We start from the raw sequence: 16,214 nt of genomic DNA on the forward strand, positions 1-16,214 counted from the left end.
CCGCGCCCGGGGTGCGCGGGGGGGGCCCCGCCGGGCCCAACACATCCCTGGTCGCGGCCCCCCCCGCGGGGGGCGGGGCCCCCCCCCCCCCCCCCCGACACGGCCGGGCTCCGCCCCGGTGATCACGACACCGATCGCATTGCCCTACGGGATCACAGCGGTTCCGGCGAGCGAGCCTCGACGCAGCCGCAGCCGCAGCCGCAGCTCCGGACGGACACCGGATTCGCACCCTCCCCGCACCTGTCCGCGCTGACCGTCCGTTCCGGGGCCTGGCCAGGTCCGGGGCCTGTCAGTAGGCGGCCCTGGCGGTGGCGAAGGCGGCAGGGGCCGGGCGTTCGGCTACCGGCGGGCGAGTGTCGCGGTGACCGCGGTGCGGGCGGCGTCGCGGGGGTCGGCGTCGGTGGAGAGCCAGGCGAGGTGGCCGTCGGGGCGGACGAGGGCGGCGGTGACACCGGACCAGGTGGGGCGGGAGCCGGCCGCGGGGGCGGTGTGGACGTCGAGGCCGGGCGTCACGTCGTGGGCCAGCGGGGCGAGCGGTGACGGGGCGTCGGGGGCGGCGGTCAGGTCGAGCAGGACGTAGCGGCCGCGGCGCAGCAGGGGCAGCAGCGTGCCGCCGCCGTGGACGGCGAGGTCGGGGGCGCGGGTTCCGGTGAGCGGGTGGGCGCCGGAGGGTTCGCCGGAGGCTCCGGCGGGCAGGTGGGCGGGCAGGGCGGTGGGCGGGTAGCAGGTCGCGAGTCCGGCGGCGCGCTGGGCCAGGGCGTCGGAGAACTCCGGTACGTCGCCGATGAGTTCGCCCAGCAGGTCGCGCAGGGCCAGGGCCTCCGGGGTGTAGCTGGTCATCAGGCCGGTCTGTGCGCTGGTGCTGCGCAGCAGTTCGGCGCCGACCGGGTGGCGTTCGGCGTGGTAGCTGTCGAGCAGGCCGTCGGGGGCGGTGCCGGCGAGGGTCTGGGCGAGCTTCCAGCCGAGGTTGCCGGCGTCCTGGAGGCCGACGTTGAGGCCGGGGCCGCCGGCGGGGAAGTGGGTGTGGGCGGCGTCGCCGGCGAGCAGGACCCGGCCGTGGCGGTAGTGCTCGGCCTGTCGGGAGGCGTTGCCGAAGACGGAGATCCAGCGTGGGTCGCGCATGCCGAGGTCGGTGCCGGCGATCCGCCGTACGCGGGTGCGGAGTTCCTCGATGGTGGGGGTCCTGGGCGGCTCCTGGACGCTGTCCGGGTCGTTGCCGACCACCCGGTGGAGGCCGTCGGGCATCGGGAAGACCATGACGATGCCGTGCTCGTTGGAGGTGGAGTGCGTGGTGGGCGGTGCGTCGAGCGTGACGTCGGCCATCCAGGCCCACCGGGTGGCGGCCGTGCCGGGGAAGCCGATGCCCGCGGCGGTGCGTACGGTGCTGCGGCTGCCGTCGCAGCCGACCAGGTAGGCGGCGCGCAGTCGCCGGGGCCCGGCGGGGGTGTCGACCTCGACGGTCACCGCGTCGTCGTGCTGGGTCAGGCCGGTCACCCGGTGTTCGCGCAGCAGGCGGACGCCGACGGCCTCGGCGTGGGCGGCGATGAGTTCCTCGGTGCGGACCTGCGGCAGGACGAGGGTGAACGGATAGGGCGTGTCCAGCTGGGAGAAGTCCATCCGGGTGGTGAGCGCGGCGAAGTGTCCGCTGGGGACCCGCAGTCCTTCGGCGAGGAAGGGGGCCACCAGCCCTCGGGCGGCGAACAGTTCGAGGGTGCGCGGGTGGACGGTGAGGGCGCGGGAGTGCGGGTCGGGTTGGGCACGGGTCTCCAGCACGGTCACGTCGACGCCGTGGAGGCGCAGCTCGCGGGCGAGCCAGAGTCCGACCGGTCCGCCTCCGGCGATGAGGACGTCGTGTTCCGTGTCCGGTGTGGTCGTGGTGGTGCGCGTTCCTGCGGGCATGACGAAGCTCCCCTTCTTGGTCACTGACCAATAGTGATGCCTTCAGTAGACTAGGTCAGTGACCAAGAGGCAATCCCCGGCCGCCCCGCGGGCCCGGCTCGACCCGGCCGCGGTCGTACGCGCGGCGCTCGAACTGCTCGACGAGAAGGGCGCCGACGCCGTCTCCCTGCGCGGCACGGCCGAACGCCTCGGCGTGCGGATGAACACCGTGCTGTGGCACGCCAAGACCAAGGCCCGGCTGCTGGAACTGATGGCCGAGGCGATCGTCGCCGAGGTGTCGCTCACCGGACTGCCGGCCGCCCCGGACGAGCGCGTGCGCGAACTGGCCCGCCGCTACCGCCGCAGCATGCTCGCCCACCGCGACGGTGCGGCCGTCGTCGCGGGCACCTACGCCGCCGAGCCCGCCACCCTCGCCTTCGCCGAACACGTCGTGGCAGCCCTGCTCGACGCCGGACTCGACGAACGCCGTGCCGCCTGGACGTTCTGGAGCATCCAGTACCTGGCGCTCGGCCTGACGCAGGAGGAGCAGGCCCTCACCGCCTCCGGCGAGGAGCACACCCTCGGCCCCGCGCTCGCCGCCGGGAGCTACCCCGCGCTCGGCCGGGTGGTGCCGCACCTGGAGGACGCGGCGTTCGACGAGCGCTTCGAGTTCGGACTCGACCAGCTGCTGCGGCCCCTCGGGCCGCCGTCCGGGCATCCTCCCAGGGCGGCCCACGGCGGGTCATGAGTACGCGGGCCCATGGTGCCGAGGGGGCCGTGGGAGGCGAGGGGGGCGAGGGGGGCGGATGCCGAGGCCCCCGCCGTCGAGGCCCCCGCCGTCGGGGCCCGCGCTCCCGCACCCTCACGGGCCGGGTGTCAGAGGCGTGTGTTAAGACTTCGTCCAACGACCTCCAGGAGGTGCGAAGTGCACGAGCTGATCCTCCGTCACGCCGCTGACACCGAAGGCAAGATCGCCTTCTCCGATGCCGACGGCGCGGTGAGCTACGGCGAACTCGCCCGCCGCACGGCACTGGTGGCGGGCAACCTCCGGGTCGAGCGCGGCGGCCGGGTGGCGCTGTGCCTGTCCAGCGGGGTGCCGGCCGTCGTGGCCACCCTCGGGGTCTGCCGCGCGGCCGCCGTCGGGGTCCTGCTCGATCCGCGCGGCACCGACGACGACCTCCGCTTCCGGCTGGAGGACAGCGGCGCCGGTCTGGTGGTCACCGACCGTGAGCACCTGGCCCGGATCCGGCGGGTGGCCGGGGTCCGCGTGGTGACCGTGGACGAGCTGCTCGCGCCGTCCCGTGCGCGGCCACGGGACGACCTGGAACCCGACGCGCCCGCCTGGATCCACTACACCTCGGGGACCAGCGGCGACCCGAAGGGCGTGCTGTCGGCGCAGGAGGCGTGGCTGCGGTCGGCGGACCGCGCCTACCGGGGGCTGCTGGGCATGTCCGGTGACGACCGCCTGCTCTGGCCGCTGCCGCTGTTCCACGCGTTCGGGCACTCGATGTGCGTGGTGGGCGTCCTGACGCTGGGGGCGAGCGCCCACGTGATGGAAGGCTTCACCGCCGACCGGGCGGCCGCTCTGCTGCGCCGCACGCCGTTCACGGCGCTGGGCGGCGTGCCGACGGTCTTCACCCAGCTCCTGGACGCCGGAGCGCCGTTGCCACCGCTCTGCCTGTCCGCCGGGGCCCCGCTGCCGCAGGAGCTGCGGGCGCGGTTCCGCCGCACGGTCGGCCATGAGCTGCACGACGGCTACGGCAGCACGGAGGCGTCCGGGAAGATCGCCGTCGACGGCGTCGTGCTGCCCGGGATCGACACCCGCTTCGAGCACGGGGAGATCCAGCTGAGGATGCCCGGCTCCGACCGCTGGCACGCCACCGGGGACCTCGGCCACGAGGAGAACGGTCGGCTGGTGGTGACCGGGCGGGCCGGTGACGTGATCATCCGGGGCGGGGAGAACATCCACCCGGCCGAGATCGAACAGGTGCTGGCCGGCCGCCCGGGCGTCCGGGAGGTGGTGGTGGCGGGCGAGCCCGACGCGCTGCTCGGCGAGGTGCCGGTCGCCTACGTCGTCGGGGACGCGGATCCGGCGGCGCTGCTGGCCCTCTGCCGCCGCCGGCTGCCGCCGCACCGGATGCCGGAGGACATCCGCCCGGTCAGCCGGATCCCGCAGACTTCCTCCGGCAAGCCGGCCCGGCGGCGGCTGCGCGTCCAGTACCTGCTCGACCTGGTCCGGCGGGCCGCCGAGGGGATCACCGGCCTGCCACCCGAGGCGGACCAGCCGTTCGCCGAAGCCGGCCTGGACTCGCTCGGCGCCGTGCGGCTGGGGGAGCGGCTGGGCGCGGACCTGGGCATCACACTGCCGCCGTCCCTGGTGTACGACCACCCCACGCCCCAGGCGGTGGCCGACCACCTCGCGGGCGGGGCCACCACCGCGCAGGCGCCCGCCCGCAAGGCCACCGAGCCGGTCGCGATCGTCGGCATGGCCTGCCGCTACCCCGGGGGGATCGACGGCCCCGAGGACCTCTGGCGGGTGGTCGCCACCGGCCAGGACACGATCACCGGATTCCCCACGGACCGGGGCTGGCCCGTGGACGAGCTGTACCACCCGGACCCGGACCACGCCGGCACCACCTACGTGACGCGCGGCGGCTTCCTCACCGGCGCGGCCGACTTCGACGCGGCGTTCTTCCGGATGTCGCCGCGCGAAGCCCTGGCCACCGACCCGCAGCAGCGGCTGCTGCTGGAGACGGCCTGGGAGGCGGCCGAACGGGCGGGCATCGCGCCCGCATCACTGCGCGGCAGCAACACCGGAGTGTTCGTCGGCTTGATGTACGACGACTACGGCGGCCGCTTCCGGGGCAGCGCGCACCCGCTCCAGGCCCAGATCGCCCTGGGCTCGGCGGGCAGCGTGGCCTCGGGGCGGATCGCCCACAGCCTGGGGCTGCACGGCCCGGCGCTCACCCTGGACACGGCCTGCTCCTCCTCGCTGGTCGCCATGCACCTCGCGGCGGACGCCCTGCGGGCCGGCCAGTGCGACCTGGCCCTGGCCGGAGGCGCGACCGTCATGGCGACGCCGGACAGCTTCGTGGTGTTCAGCCGACAGCGCGGCCTGGCCCCGGACGGACGGGTGAAGCCGTTCTCCGCGGCCGCCGACGGCACCGTCTGGTCGGAGGGGGTGGGGTTGCTGGTCCTGGAGCGGGTGTCCGACGCGCTGCGCAACGGCCACCCGATCCTGGCCCTGCTGCGCGGCTCCGCGGTCAACCAGGACGGGGCGTCCAACGGCCTGACGGCGCCCAGCGGCCCCGCCCAGGCGGCCGTGATCCAGCGGGCGCTGGCCGACGCCGGGCTCACCGGCGCCGACGTGGACGTGGTCGAGGCCCACGGGACGGGCACCGCCCTGGGGGACCCGATCGAGGCGGCGGCCCTGCTCGCCACGTACGGCCAGGACCGGCCGGACCCGGTCCTGATCGGCACCGTCAAGTCCAACCTCGGGCACACCCAGGCGGCCGCCGGAGTCGCGGGCGTGATCAAGGCCGTGATGGCGATGCGCCACCGCACCGTGCCCGCCACACTGCACGTCGGCGAGCCCACCCCGCACGTCGACTGGTCCGCCGGCGCGGTCCGCCTGGTCACCGAGCCGACGCCCTGGCCCACGCCCTCCTCGGAGCGCGACCGGCCGCGTCGGGCCGGGGTGTCGGCCTTCGGGATCTCCGGGACCAACGCGCATGTGATCGTCGAGGAGTACGGGCAGTACGAGCAGCACGGGGAGTACGGGCAGTACGGGGAGCACCAGGGGGACGGCGAGCCCGAGCGGTCGGCCGCCGCGGCGCCCCGGCCGCGCGCCACCCGGGCCTTCCAGCGCCGGCGCTACTGGCTCGACCGCCCCGCCGAGCACCCGCTGATCGAGTCGACCGTCGTCGTACCCGGCTCCGGGGAAGTGGTGTGCACCGCCGACCTCACCCCCGCGTGGCTGCTCGACCACATCGTCGACGGAACGGCGATCGTGCCCGCCACCGCGATCCTGGAGCTGGTCCTGTACGCGGGGGAACGGGCCGGCTGCGACACCGTCGACGAATTGGTCCTGTACGCGCCCGTGCACCTGCCGCGGACGCGGCGCGCCGAGGTCGTGGTCCGCCGGGAAACCGACGGCGTCCGGCCGTTCGAGGTGCACGCCGACGGAGTCCTGTGTGCCGGCGGCCGGCTGGGCTCCCGCCCCGCGCCGCGCGTGGACACCGGCCCGTGGCCCCCGCCGGACGCCGAGGAGGTCGAGGTCGAACACGCCGACTACGGGCCGGCGTTCCGCGGGCTCACCAGGATGTGGCGCCGCGGCGACGAGCTCTTCGGCGAGGTGCGCGGGGACTTCCCGGACGCGGGGCGGTTCGCGCTCCACCCCGCCCTGTTCGACGCGGCGCTGCACCCGGCGCGGCTGCTCGGCGGCGGAGTGCCGTTCGCCCTGCGCGGAGCGCACGTGCTGGCGCGGGGCGCCACGGGGCTGAGGGTGCGCATCGGCGCGGGGCGGGTCGCCGTCGCCGACCAGGCGGGCCGGCCGGTGGCGTCCGTCGAGTCGCTGACGGTGCGCCCGATGGGCGGCGGCCGGGGCGCGCTGTTCCGCCCGGAGTGGCGCCGGACTCCGGGACGGCCGCGCGGCCGCGTCCACGAGGTGCTGCCGGGCGACGCGCCCGCCGCACTCGCGCTCGCGCTGCGGGAGTTGCAGGCCGACCACGAGCACCTCACCGTCCTGGTACGGCCGGGGGACCTGGCCGGAGCGGCGGTCTCCGGCCTGGTACGGGTCGCGCAGCGGGAGCACCCCGGCCGGTTCACCCTGGCCGAACGCGGCGACGGGCGGACGGAGATCGTGTCCGAGCGCGCGGACCTGGTCCCGGTGCCGGTTCCGGTGCCCGGCGGGCCGGGTGGTGCCTTCGGCTGGCGCGGGACGGTCCTGATCACCGGCGGCGGCGCGCTGGGCCGGGCGGTCGCCGACCACCTGCGGGCCAAGGGCGTGCGCGTCGTGGTCGCCAGCCGCAGCGGTGAGACGCGGCTGGACGTCACCGACCGGGAGGCGCTGGCCGCGCTGGTCGACTCGATCGAGGACCTGCGGGCCGTCGTGCACACCGCCGGGGTGCTCGACGACGGCGTACTCACGTCGATGACCCCGGCGCGCCTGGAGGCGGTGTGGCGCCCCAAGGCCGAAGCGGCCTGGCAGCTGCACGAGTTGACGGCGCACCGGGAGCTGGACGCCTTCGTGCTGTTCTCCTCGGCGGCCGGCGTGCTCGGCCACGCCGGACAGGCCAACTACGCGGCGGCCAACTCCTACCTGGACGAACTCGCCCGCCACCGGCGGCGATCGGGACTTCCCGCGCTCTCCCTGGCCTGGGGCCCGTGGACGGTCGGGATGATGGCCGGCCGGACGGTCACCGACGGCCTGGCACCCCTCACGCCCGCCGAGGGCGTGGCCCTGCTGGAGGCGGCGCTGGGCACCGACGAGCCGGTCCTGGTGCCGATCGCGTTCGACCCGCCCCGGCCGGAACCGCAACGGCCATCGGAACCGCAGCGCACGCCGGAAGCGACGGCGGCGCAACCGCGGCGCACGCCTGAAGCGGCGGTGCCCGAACCGACCACGCCGGCCGCCACGCTGGAGCTGGTGTGCGCCGAGGTCGCCGCCGTGCTGAGCTACCCGGACGTGCACCCGGACACCCCGATCCTCGACCTCGGTTTCGACTCGCTGACCTCGATCGAGCTGCGCAACCGGTTGGAGGCGCGGATGGGCCTGCGGCTGCCCGCCACGGTGGTGTTCGACGCCGCCACCCCCAGGGCGCTCGCCGAGCAGCTGCGCCCGGCGCCCGCCCCCGGGACGCTCGCGTTCCTCCACCACCGGCTGTGCGAGCTGGGCCGGCACCGGGAGGCCATGCACCTGCTCGTCTCCGCGTCCTGGGTGCTGCCGTCGGCGGCCACGCTCCCGTCCATCGCCCCGCAGCGGCTCAGCGGCGAGAGCCGTTGTGGCGACGAGCCCGGCGGCGAAGCCCCGGCCATCGTCTGCTTCCCCGCCTTCGCCTCACCCCCAGGTGAGTACGGCCCGCTCGCCCGGCACCTGCCGGACCTGTGGGTGCTGCCGCACCCGGGCTACGACGGAGGCCCCGTCCCGGAGGACGTGGAGGCCCTGGTCCGGGCCCATGCCGCCTCGATCCGGCAGCTCGGCCGGCCGGTGGTGCTGCTGGGCCGCTCCAGCGGCGGCCTGGTCGCCCAGGCCGTCGCGGAGCGCGTCGGCGCCGAGGCGGTGGTGCTGGTGGACACCCACCCCGTCCGGGACGAGGAGTGGCTCACCGAACTGGCGGTCCGCAGCGCGCTCCGCCTCGACGAGCCCGGTCTCGCGGCGATGGGCGCCTACGTCCGTCTCTTCCTGGACCGGGAGGAGGAGACGACCGTCCCCACCCTGAGCCTGCGGGCCGGCGAGGTGCCGGGCGACCACCACTCGATCCTCGACGAGCACGTGGCCACGACGGCGGGGGCGATCCGGGAGTGGCTCTCCCGGACGCTGCCCCCGTCGTCCGCGCCGTCCGAGCCGTCCGAGCCGTCCGCGCGGTCCGTGGGGCCCCAGCCGCCTCCGGCCCGGTGAGCGCGGCTCTCGGCCGCCGTCAGCCGCCGCGGTGGATGCGCCAGTTCGACTGCGCCACCGGGCCGCCCGGCGTCCACACGAACGGGATCCGGCGGTCGCCGTCATGCTTGTAGTCGCTGGCGTAGAGGTAGCCGCCGTAGTACGTGTTGTCGAGCCCGACGGTGTCCTGGTCGGAGAGCACCCCGTAGCCCTTGATCTTGATGTCCCCCGTCACGTTCAGCTCGCATCCCGAGATCAGGTCGGTGTTGCTGTTGATCGAGAGGCTGTGGTAGATCGGGCCGCGCAGTTCGCGGATCCGGACGTAGTGGTCGTCGCTGACCGCGTTGACCGAAGCGTTGGCGTTCAGGGTGCTGTTGGCGTTCAGGTCCCCGTTGGCGTCCAGGGTGCCGCTGACCCGCACGTCGCTGTTGGCGTACACGATGCCCCCGACGCTCAGGTAGCCGTTCGCGACGAGGCTGCTCTGCACGGAGGCGCTGCCGCTGACCGACAGGCTCCCGATGCCGGCCGAGCCGTTCACCGTCAGGTAGTTCACCGTCGCGGTGCCGGCCACGTCCAGCCCGGACTGGCCGGATATCTCCCCCTGGACGGTCAGCGCGGCCAGCACCGGGTTCTTCACACTGAGGGCGAGCGTGGCGTACTGGTAGACCGGCTTGAAGGAGTCGCCCTCGGGCGTCGACGACATCGAGGCCTCCACCGTGAAGGTGGTGTCCATGGTGAGGTGGTCCGCGCTTGGCGAGCAGAAGGTCTCGGCGCCCTCGTGGACGATGTTGCCCTCGCCGTCGTACACCCGGAACCAGGCGCCGTTGCTCTCCCAGGAGAGGTAGACCGAATCGCCCCGGGTGAACACCGTCTTGGGGGCGGTGGCACTGGCGCTGCCGCGGGCGAGGAAGGTGTGCAGGTAGAAGACGGGGCCCGTGACGGGCAGGGGCAGGACGAACGTCTCGTGGCTGTAGTTCTTGCGGCCGGTCGTGGTGGCGGAGTACTCGGTGACATAGCAGTTCATCGTGCCCGCGCTGGTGCTGAGTTTGCCGGTGATGCCGAAGTCCAGGGTGCCCTCGACCTGGTCGTACTCCTCGCCGGCGGACTTGAGGGTGGCCCGCCAGTACTCGGCTTTGCCCGTCCCGCCGATCTCCTCCGCGGTCACGGCCACCAGTGCCGCCACGGTCCATCGGTCGGAACTGGTGGAGAAGTGGGGCTTCGAGTCGAAGTACGCGCCGCCGCTCTCCGCGTTCTTCGGGATGCTCAGCAGGATCTGATCGCAGTACACGGTGTTCTTGTCGGCGCTGATGGCCAGGTTGACCCGGCCCTGGGTCTCGGTCCCGGGGGTGCTCGCCTGGAGCGGGGCCGGGCTGGTGGAGGGGCGGTAGGTGAGCAGCGGGGGCTGGTCGGACACGGCGGGGCCTCCTGGGGGTGTGTGCGGGTGACGGGTGACTGCCCGGAGCCGGGTCAGGGCTCGGACCTGGTCAGGCTCCGGGTCGGGACTGGTGCTCGGACTCGGAATCGGACTCGGAATCGGACTGGGAATCGGGCTCGGTGAGGAGCCGGAGCAGGCCGTCCTCCAGCGTCGGGGGACGGTCCGGGAACTGCGCGTTCGTCTGCGCCGGGGTCAGGTCGTAGGACGTCCAGTGGCCGTCCGGCGGCGGCCCCGGGCGCAGCCAGGACCAGGTGCCGTGCCGGGTGCCGGGCCGGGGGAACGGGATCGCCCCGTCCTCGCCGCCGCCACCCAGGACGGGCCCGAAGCGGAACTGGGCCTGGAGGTGGCGCAGTGCCTCGTCGACGTGCGGCGGTTGGACGGTCACGGCGGTCGTGGGGGTGATGCCGGTGACGGCGTGGACGCTCGCGCGCGGGTCGACGAGCAGGAGCAGCCGGGTGGGCGCGGGGTCGCCGAAGGTCAGGTTCAGGTAGTTGGCGCCGCGCGGCCTCTCCGGGAGGGTGTCGGGCGGCCCGAGCGGCCCGATCGGGCTGATGAGGTCCTGGCCGCCGTCGGGGGCGGTGACGCTGTCGAAGCGTTCGTAGTCGTAGCCCCCGTCGGGCGCGGTCCGGAAGAAGCCGATGAGGCCGTCGTCGCGGGCGGCCTGGTCGCCGAGGCGGACGGCGAACGGGTCGGAGGTGAAGGCGGGGGCCGGCGGTTCGAGGGTGGCCGTCCAGCCGGTGTCGGTCAGCGGCGGCCCGTCCAGGGTCAGTCGGAGCCGGGCGTGGACGAGGGCCAGTGGCCGTCCGACGAGGGCGGAGAGCGTCTGGTCGGTGCGGCGCCCGAGCGGGTCGGTGGTCCACAGGGTGGAGTCGATGGCGTCGAGGAACGCGGTGAGGTTGGCCTCGGTGGCCAGGTGCCGGGAGCGCAGCAGGCCGACGAGGTCCGGGGCGAGCGCCTCGACCTGGGCGAGGGTGGTGACGGTGCCGTCGGGCGGGGGTTCCCACTGGCCGGTGCGGGTGCCGGTGCCGTCGGTGAGCAGCCGGTAGGTGCCCAGGAAGCGGCCCGCCGGGTCGTACAGCAGCAGGCTGCGGTCGAGGTGGTTGGGCAGCAGCCAGCCGGTGACGGGGCTGGGGTCGGCGGCGGTCTCCACGACCCGGGTGCCGGTGGCGGCGTCCAACAGGTCGAAGTCGAGCCGGGCGGGCTGGAGGGGGCGCGGGGGGAGTTGGGCGACGGCGGCGACGGTCGGGGTGAGCGAGGACTCGGTGGTCAGGGCGGTGTCGACGATGAGTGGGAAGCTGCGGTACTCGTGCAGGCCGCCCTGCTGGAGGTTGGGGCTGACGACGTCGAGGACGCGGCCGAACTTGTCGTAGAGGAAGAGTTCCTGGACGTGGATCTGGCCCTGGCGGGTCTCGTGGAATTCGGCGCTCTCGCCGCCGGGGAGGTAGGGGACGCTGGTGACCCGGCCCCGGTAGCGGGCGGGCAGGGCGTCCTGGGTGTCGGCGTCGGGGTAGCCGGCCAGGCCCGCGGTCTGGGGGAAGTCGTCGTCCTGGGTGGTGGGGCGGCGGAAGGCGCGGGTGTCGCGGGCGGCGAGGCGGTCGTTGAAGCCGGTCAGTTCCTGGGCGAGGATGCCCCAGTCGCCGATGGCGGAGAGCCAGGCGGTGAGCTGTCCGCGCTGGGTGGTGGAGCCGTGTCGGGAGACGAACTCCTTCAGCCGGGAGGCGAACAGGGCGCGGGGGTGGGGGCCGAGGGCGGAGATGCCGGTGACGTCGACTGGTTCCCCGTCGAGGCGGGCGCCTGGGGTGTAGCGGTAGTCGGTGCCGTCGAAGGCCCAGCAGTCGTGGCCGTCGACGGAGTGCGGGATGTGCCGGTAGGAGACGTTCCACTCCATGAACAGCGGTTCCCAGGGCTGGCTCCAGGAGGCCAGGCCCAGTGCGGGCAGGGTGCCGGTGTAGTCGGTGGGGCGGTGGGCGGTGAGTGCGGCGGTGAGGCCGGCCGCCGTCAGGCCGGTGGCGGTGGTGGCGGCGGCGAGGGCGGGGGCGTTGGCCGGGTCCAGCAGGTAGTACTCGGTGAGCAGCGCGGTGACCTCGCCCGGCAGTGCGCCGAGCCCCGGCAGGGTGGGCAGTCCGCCCTGTCCCGGGATGGCGGTGACGGCTCGGCCGCCGACGGAGACGGCGCTGACCGGCGGGGTCGGGGTGTGGTCGGCGAGCGGGCGCACGGGTACCGGTTCGTCGGTGACGACGGCGTCGGCGGGGGGCCGGATGCCCGAGACGCTCACCACCGGGTTGGCGCTGCGCCAGTAGGCGGGCCGGGGCACGGCTTTGAGGGTGGCGCCGCCGGTGAGCCCTTTGGCCAGGGCGAAGGCGGCGATGCCGGCCTGGAGCGCCTCCTGGGCGTTGGCGTGCCGCGCGGACGGGTCCGGCTGGGGTACGAGGGCGGCGAGCGCGCGTGCCTGGGCGGTCTGCTCGCGCAGGGTGTGGGCGAGGGAGCCGGGCCGGGCGGGGTCCAGTTCCGCCTGGATGTCGTCCTGGTCGGGGGCGTCTGCGGGCGGCGGCGGGGGGATGTGCTCCAGGACGCCGTTCTTGAACCACAGGGAGTTGAGCCGCCACTGGAGGGCGTGCACCTCGCCGAGCAGGGTGTCCAGTCGGGTCTGGTCGTCGTTGAGGGTGGTGAGCCAGGCGGGCGGGGTGAAGGACGCCGCGGTGGTGCCGTCGGTCGTCGGGTCGGACGTCGGTTCGGACGCCGGGTCGGCGGGCGGTGGGGTCACCGTCCACCGGTATCCGCCGGAGGAGGGCCCGAACGAGGCGGCGTGGACGGCGCGCCGCACCCGTTCGTCGCCGCCCTTCTCGTCGGCGACGGCGAGCAGGTCGTGCAGGAACGCCCGGAGCAGTTGCAGGTCCGCGGCGGCCGGCCGGGCGCCGGTCGCCTGGAGTGCGTGTCCGGCGAGCGCGGTGAAGGCGTCCTCGGTGGTGGTGCCGAGGGAGACGTTGAGGGTCCGGTTGTTCCGGACGGTCTGCAACGGGTCCGGGGAGGGGATGGCGGCGTCGTCGGCCGGGTCCCAGGGCACGGTCAGGGCCAGCCCCTGGTAGAGGCTGCGCACGGCGGGCGCGACGGCCGCGTCCTGGGCCGGGTCGCCGGTGAGTCTCGGGTCCCGCCAGTCCAGCCGGCCGAGCAGGTCGGCGTAGGAGGTGCCGGGCGGGCGGGTGGCGAGGACGTCGGCGGCCGGGTCGGAGTACCAGCCGATGACCTGGTAGCCGAGGGTGTCCGCGGCGGTGACGTCGGCGAGGTCGTCGGTGAAGGAGAAGACGTTGGTGTTGTGCGGGACGTAGGTGGTGAAGTGCTGGTCGCCCGCGCCCATGGCGGTGAGGAACAGCGGGTCGCCCGCGGCCCGTTCGGTCCAGGGCTCGTCGTCGGTGAGGGGGAAGGCGAGGCCGAGCAGGACCTGGGGGGCGGGGTCGGTGCGGGCGCTGCGGTAGGGGTCCCGGCTGGTCCGCCAGGCGTTCAGCGTGGTGTCGGTGACCAGGTGGGGGCTGGAGTGTTCGAGGGGGTGGCCCTGCCGCAGGGCGTAGGCGGTGTGCGGGCAGTCGCTCTCGATCACCCAGGCCCTGACCCGCCGGGTGGTGGCGCCGCTGAAGCGGGTGACGAGCCAGCGGTTGGGCACCGGCGGGTAGTGGACCTCGCCGGTCGCCGGGTCCTGCACGCCGTGGCGCAGGCCCCGGGGGAGCGTCCAGTGGAGGTGGACGCCGGTCTGCCGGAACTGGGGGTCGTCGCTCTGCCGGTCGCCCTCGTCGGGTTCGGGGCTGATGAAGTCGTCCAGGGCCTGGTAGTTCTGCCGCCAGGTCCGGAAGCCGTCGCGGCGCAGCAGGGCCGGGTTGACCACGAGCGCGTCGAGCGCGACCGGTACGAGGAGGGCGGGGCGGGTGCTCATCGTCGGTTTCCTCCGGTCGCGGGGAAGCGGTCCCCGGCGGGGCCGTCGAAGCGGATCGCCTCGGGCACCTTGACCAGTTGCAGGGCGAGGTCGGCGGGGCCGAGTCCGCCGACGCCCGTGCCGTGGGCGGTGTCCAGGGCGGTGGCCAGCGCGGGCACCAGTGAGGTGAGGTCGAGGACCCGTACGGCGGGGTCGGCGTTCGGGCGCAGGTGGCGCAGGACGTCGAAGGTGACGTCGGGGCCGAGCTGTTCGCCCAGCGGCAGCCGTGGTCCGGTGTCCGGCAGCAGGCTGCGCAGCGGGATCAGTCCGTCGTCCTCGACGCCGAAGCGGAAGCCTTCCTGGGGTTCGGCGAGTTCGACGGTGGCGGGCACTCCGTTGAACAGGCACAGCAGCACGGTCGGGGAGAGGTGGTCCATCCGCAGCACCGGCAGTGGGGCGCCGGCCGCGTCGACGGCCCGGACGGCGAGGTGGGGCCAGCCGGAGACGAGGGCGGAGCGCAGCAGCAGTCCGCAGACCGGGCCGAGGGTGGCGTCCGGGTCGGCGGGTTCGGTGTCGCGCTGCCGGTCGCGGTGGCGGGCCGCGGCCCGCGCGGCCTTGGCCCGGACGGCGGCGGCGACCACGGCGTCCTGGAGGGTGTCCCGGCTCGACTGGGCGCCGATCCCGAGCGCTCCGCCGACCAGTGCGTCCAGCCAGTTGGGGTCGGTGTGGAAGAAGCGCAGGGACTCGGGTGGCAGCATTCGGGCGTCCGGGACGAGGTGGGTGAACGGCACCGGGGTGAGCAGCAGCAGTTGCCCCAGCCAGTCCGTGACGGGCGCGAGTTGTGCGGTGAGGCCGTCGTCGGCGTCCAGGGCGGCGGTGACGGCCGCGCGGGCGGCGTCGGAGCGCAGGAAGGCGTCCAGGTCGGCGCTCGGGTCGCTTGGCGCGGGTGCGGGTGCGGGCGGTGACCAGGGGTCGTCGGAGTGCGTGGGGGGCGTGCCGAGGGCGGTGAGCAGCGGTCCGTCCAGCAGGGCGCCGAAGGCGGCCCGGGCGGTGCGCGGTCCGCCGTCCGCGTCCGCCGGGAGGTGGGTGCTGGTCTGCCGGTGGTACAGGGTGTCCACGAGTGCGTGGGTGGCGCGTTTGAACGCGGTCAGCTGTTGTACGTACGCGGGGTCGGCGAGGGCGAGTGCCCGTCCGGTCTCGAAGGCGGTGGCCAGTGACACGTCGAAGCTGCCCCAGGCGGGGTCGTAGCCGAGCAGGGCGTCCGCGCCGGTGGCCGTCGCCACCCGGTCGACGGGCCGGGGCGCTACGGGTGTGAGCGGTCCCCGGTACCAGCCGAAGGCGTGTTCGCCGGAGCGGGTCAGGTAGGGCAGCGGCACGTGGCCGGCGCCGATCCGCCGGGCGACCTGGCGCCGGGCGGGCGGGGTGGCGTCGGTGTCCTGGTACGGGGAGGGCAGCCGCAGCCACATCTCCTCGCGGGTGGCCGTCCGGGTGCCGTCCGGTGTCCGGGTGAGTCCTTCGGCGAGGTCGCGGAAGTGCGCCTTGCCGTCCGGCTCGGCCCAGAACGACCAGCTGCACAGTGACAGCAGGGCGACGGAGCTGCGGCCCCGGAAGTCCGGGTCGGGTCCGAGGAGGGGCTCGTGGCCTTCCAGGGACACCAGGTGGACGATGTTCTTGGTGCGGGTGCCGGGCGGTGAGCCGGGCGGGGCGGCGGCCGGGAAGCGGTTGGCGACGACGACGGAGAACAGCCCGTCCTCCTGGAGGCCGAGGACGGGCCGGTCCCCGGTGTTGGCGCCTCGGCAGTGTGCGAGGTGGGGCAGTTCCGCCAGTGTGGGCACGACCGCCGGGAACACGGACGCGGGGATCCGGATGACCTGGCACGGGTCGTCCGGCGTGATGTCGGACTCCGGGTGGAGGGCGGGCTTGAGCACGGCGGGATCGTCGGCGAGGAAGGCGCCGACGGTGGTCGGCTCGGTCCGGTTGGGGGAGGTGTCGCCGCCGAGGAGCTGGTCGTCGGTCAGGACCAGCAGCGCCAGCCACGGGGTGGCGCGCCCGGCTCCGCGCAGCGGCCGCTCCCACGGCAGCAGCGGGTCTCCGAGCACCAGGTGGGGCAGCACGTCGGCGAACCGTCCGGCGGAGGTGTCGGGCGGCTGTTCGGCGACCACGGCGGTGGTGGCGTCGATCGCGACCTGGGGGGCGCGTACGGTGAACCGCTGCACGGCCCGGAACGGTCCGCCGACGGTCCGCGCGCCGGGGTCCGTGCCGGTGCGCAGGGTGTGGGTGGCCTCGATCCGGTAGTCGCCGGCGGGCAGGGCGGGCAGGTAGTGGTCGTGCAGTTCGATGTCCCCGACGGGGATGGTGTCGCGGGCTGGGTGCGGCGGGCTCGCGCTCACGTGGTCTGC

6 protein-coding genes are annotated in these 16,214 nt (G+C 74.8%); 2 read left to right on the forward strand and 4 right to left on the reverse strand.

From position 1 onward, the window contains the following. Positions 1–339 precede the first annotated feature (339 nt). Positions 340–1,899, reverse strand: coding sequence for an FAD-dependent monooxygenase (locus tag ACFRAR_RS15840; protein ID WP_380698636.1), 1,560 nt, complete (start codon positions 1,897–1,899; stop codon positions 340–342). A 58-nt stretch (positions 1,900–1,957) separates the two neighbouring features. Here ACFRAR_RS15840 and ACFRAR_RS15845 point away from each other — a divergent pair, with 58 nt between their 5' ends. Together ACFRAR_RS15845 and ACFRAR_RS15850 are read left to right on the forward strand one after the other, a co-directional pair. After that, the gene (locus tag ACFRAR_RS15845) at positions 1,958–2,626 is read left to right on the forward strand and encodes a TetR/AcrR family transcriptional regulator C-terminal domain-containing protein (protein WP_380698637.1); all 669 of its coding nucleotides are present in this window, start codon (positions 1,958–1,960) and stop codon (positions 2,624–2,626) included. A gap of 177 nt (positions 2,627–2,803) precedes the next feature. Then, on the forward strand, positions 2,804–8,497 hold the full coding sequence (locus tag ACFRAR_RS15850) for a beta-ketoacyl synthase N-terminal-like domain-containing protein (protein ID WP_380698638.1): 5,694 nt from the start codon (positions 2,804–2,806) through the stop codon (positions 8,495–8,497). Between the two features lie 19 nt (positions 8,498–8,516). Here the strand turns inward: ACFRAR_RS15850 and ACFRAR_RS15855 are convergent, their stop codons facing one another. From ACFRAR_RS15855 to ACFRAR_RS15865, 3 genes are all read right to left on the reverse strand, one after another. Beyond that, entirely contained in the window at positions 8,517–9,890 is a 1,374-nt protein-coding gene (locus ACFRAR_RS15855; RefSeq protein WP_380698639.1) for a hypothetical protein, read from the reverse strand. 70 nt (positions 9,891–9,960) lie between these two features. Beyond that, positions 9,961–13,836, reverse strand: coding sequence for a hypothetical protein (locus tag ACFRAR_RS15860; protein ID WP_380698640.1), 3,876 nt, complete (start codon positions 13,834–13,836; stop codon positions 9,961–9,963). Further along, a complete protein-coding gene (locus ACFRAR_RS15865) occupies positions 13,833–16,205 on the reverse strand; it encodes a hypothetical protein (protein WP_380698641.1) in 2,373 nt (790 codons plus the stop codon). Before ACFRAR_RS15865 ends, ACFRAR_RS15860 begins: the two co-directional genes overlap by 4 nt. Between the last annotated feature and the right edge of the window lie 9 nt (positions 16,206–16,214).

This window comes from Kitasatospora sp. NPDC056651 (genome assembly GCF_042792155.1).
Lineage (GTDB): Bacteria > Actinomycetota > Actinomycetes > Streptomycetales > Streptomycetaceae > Kitasatospora.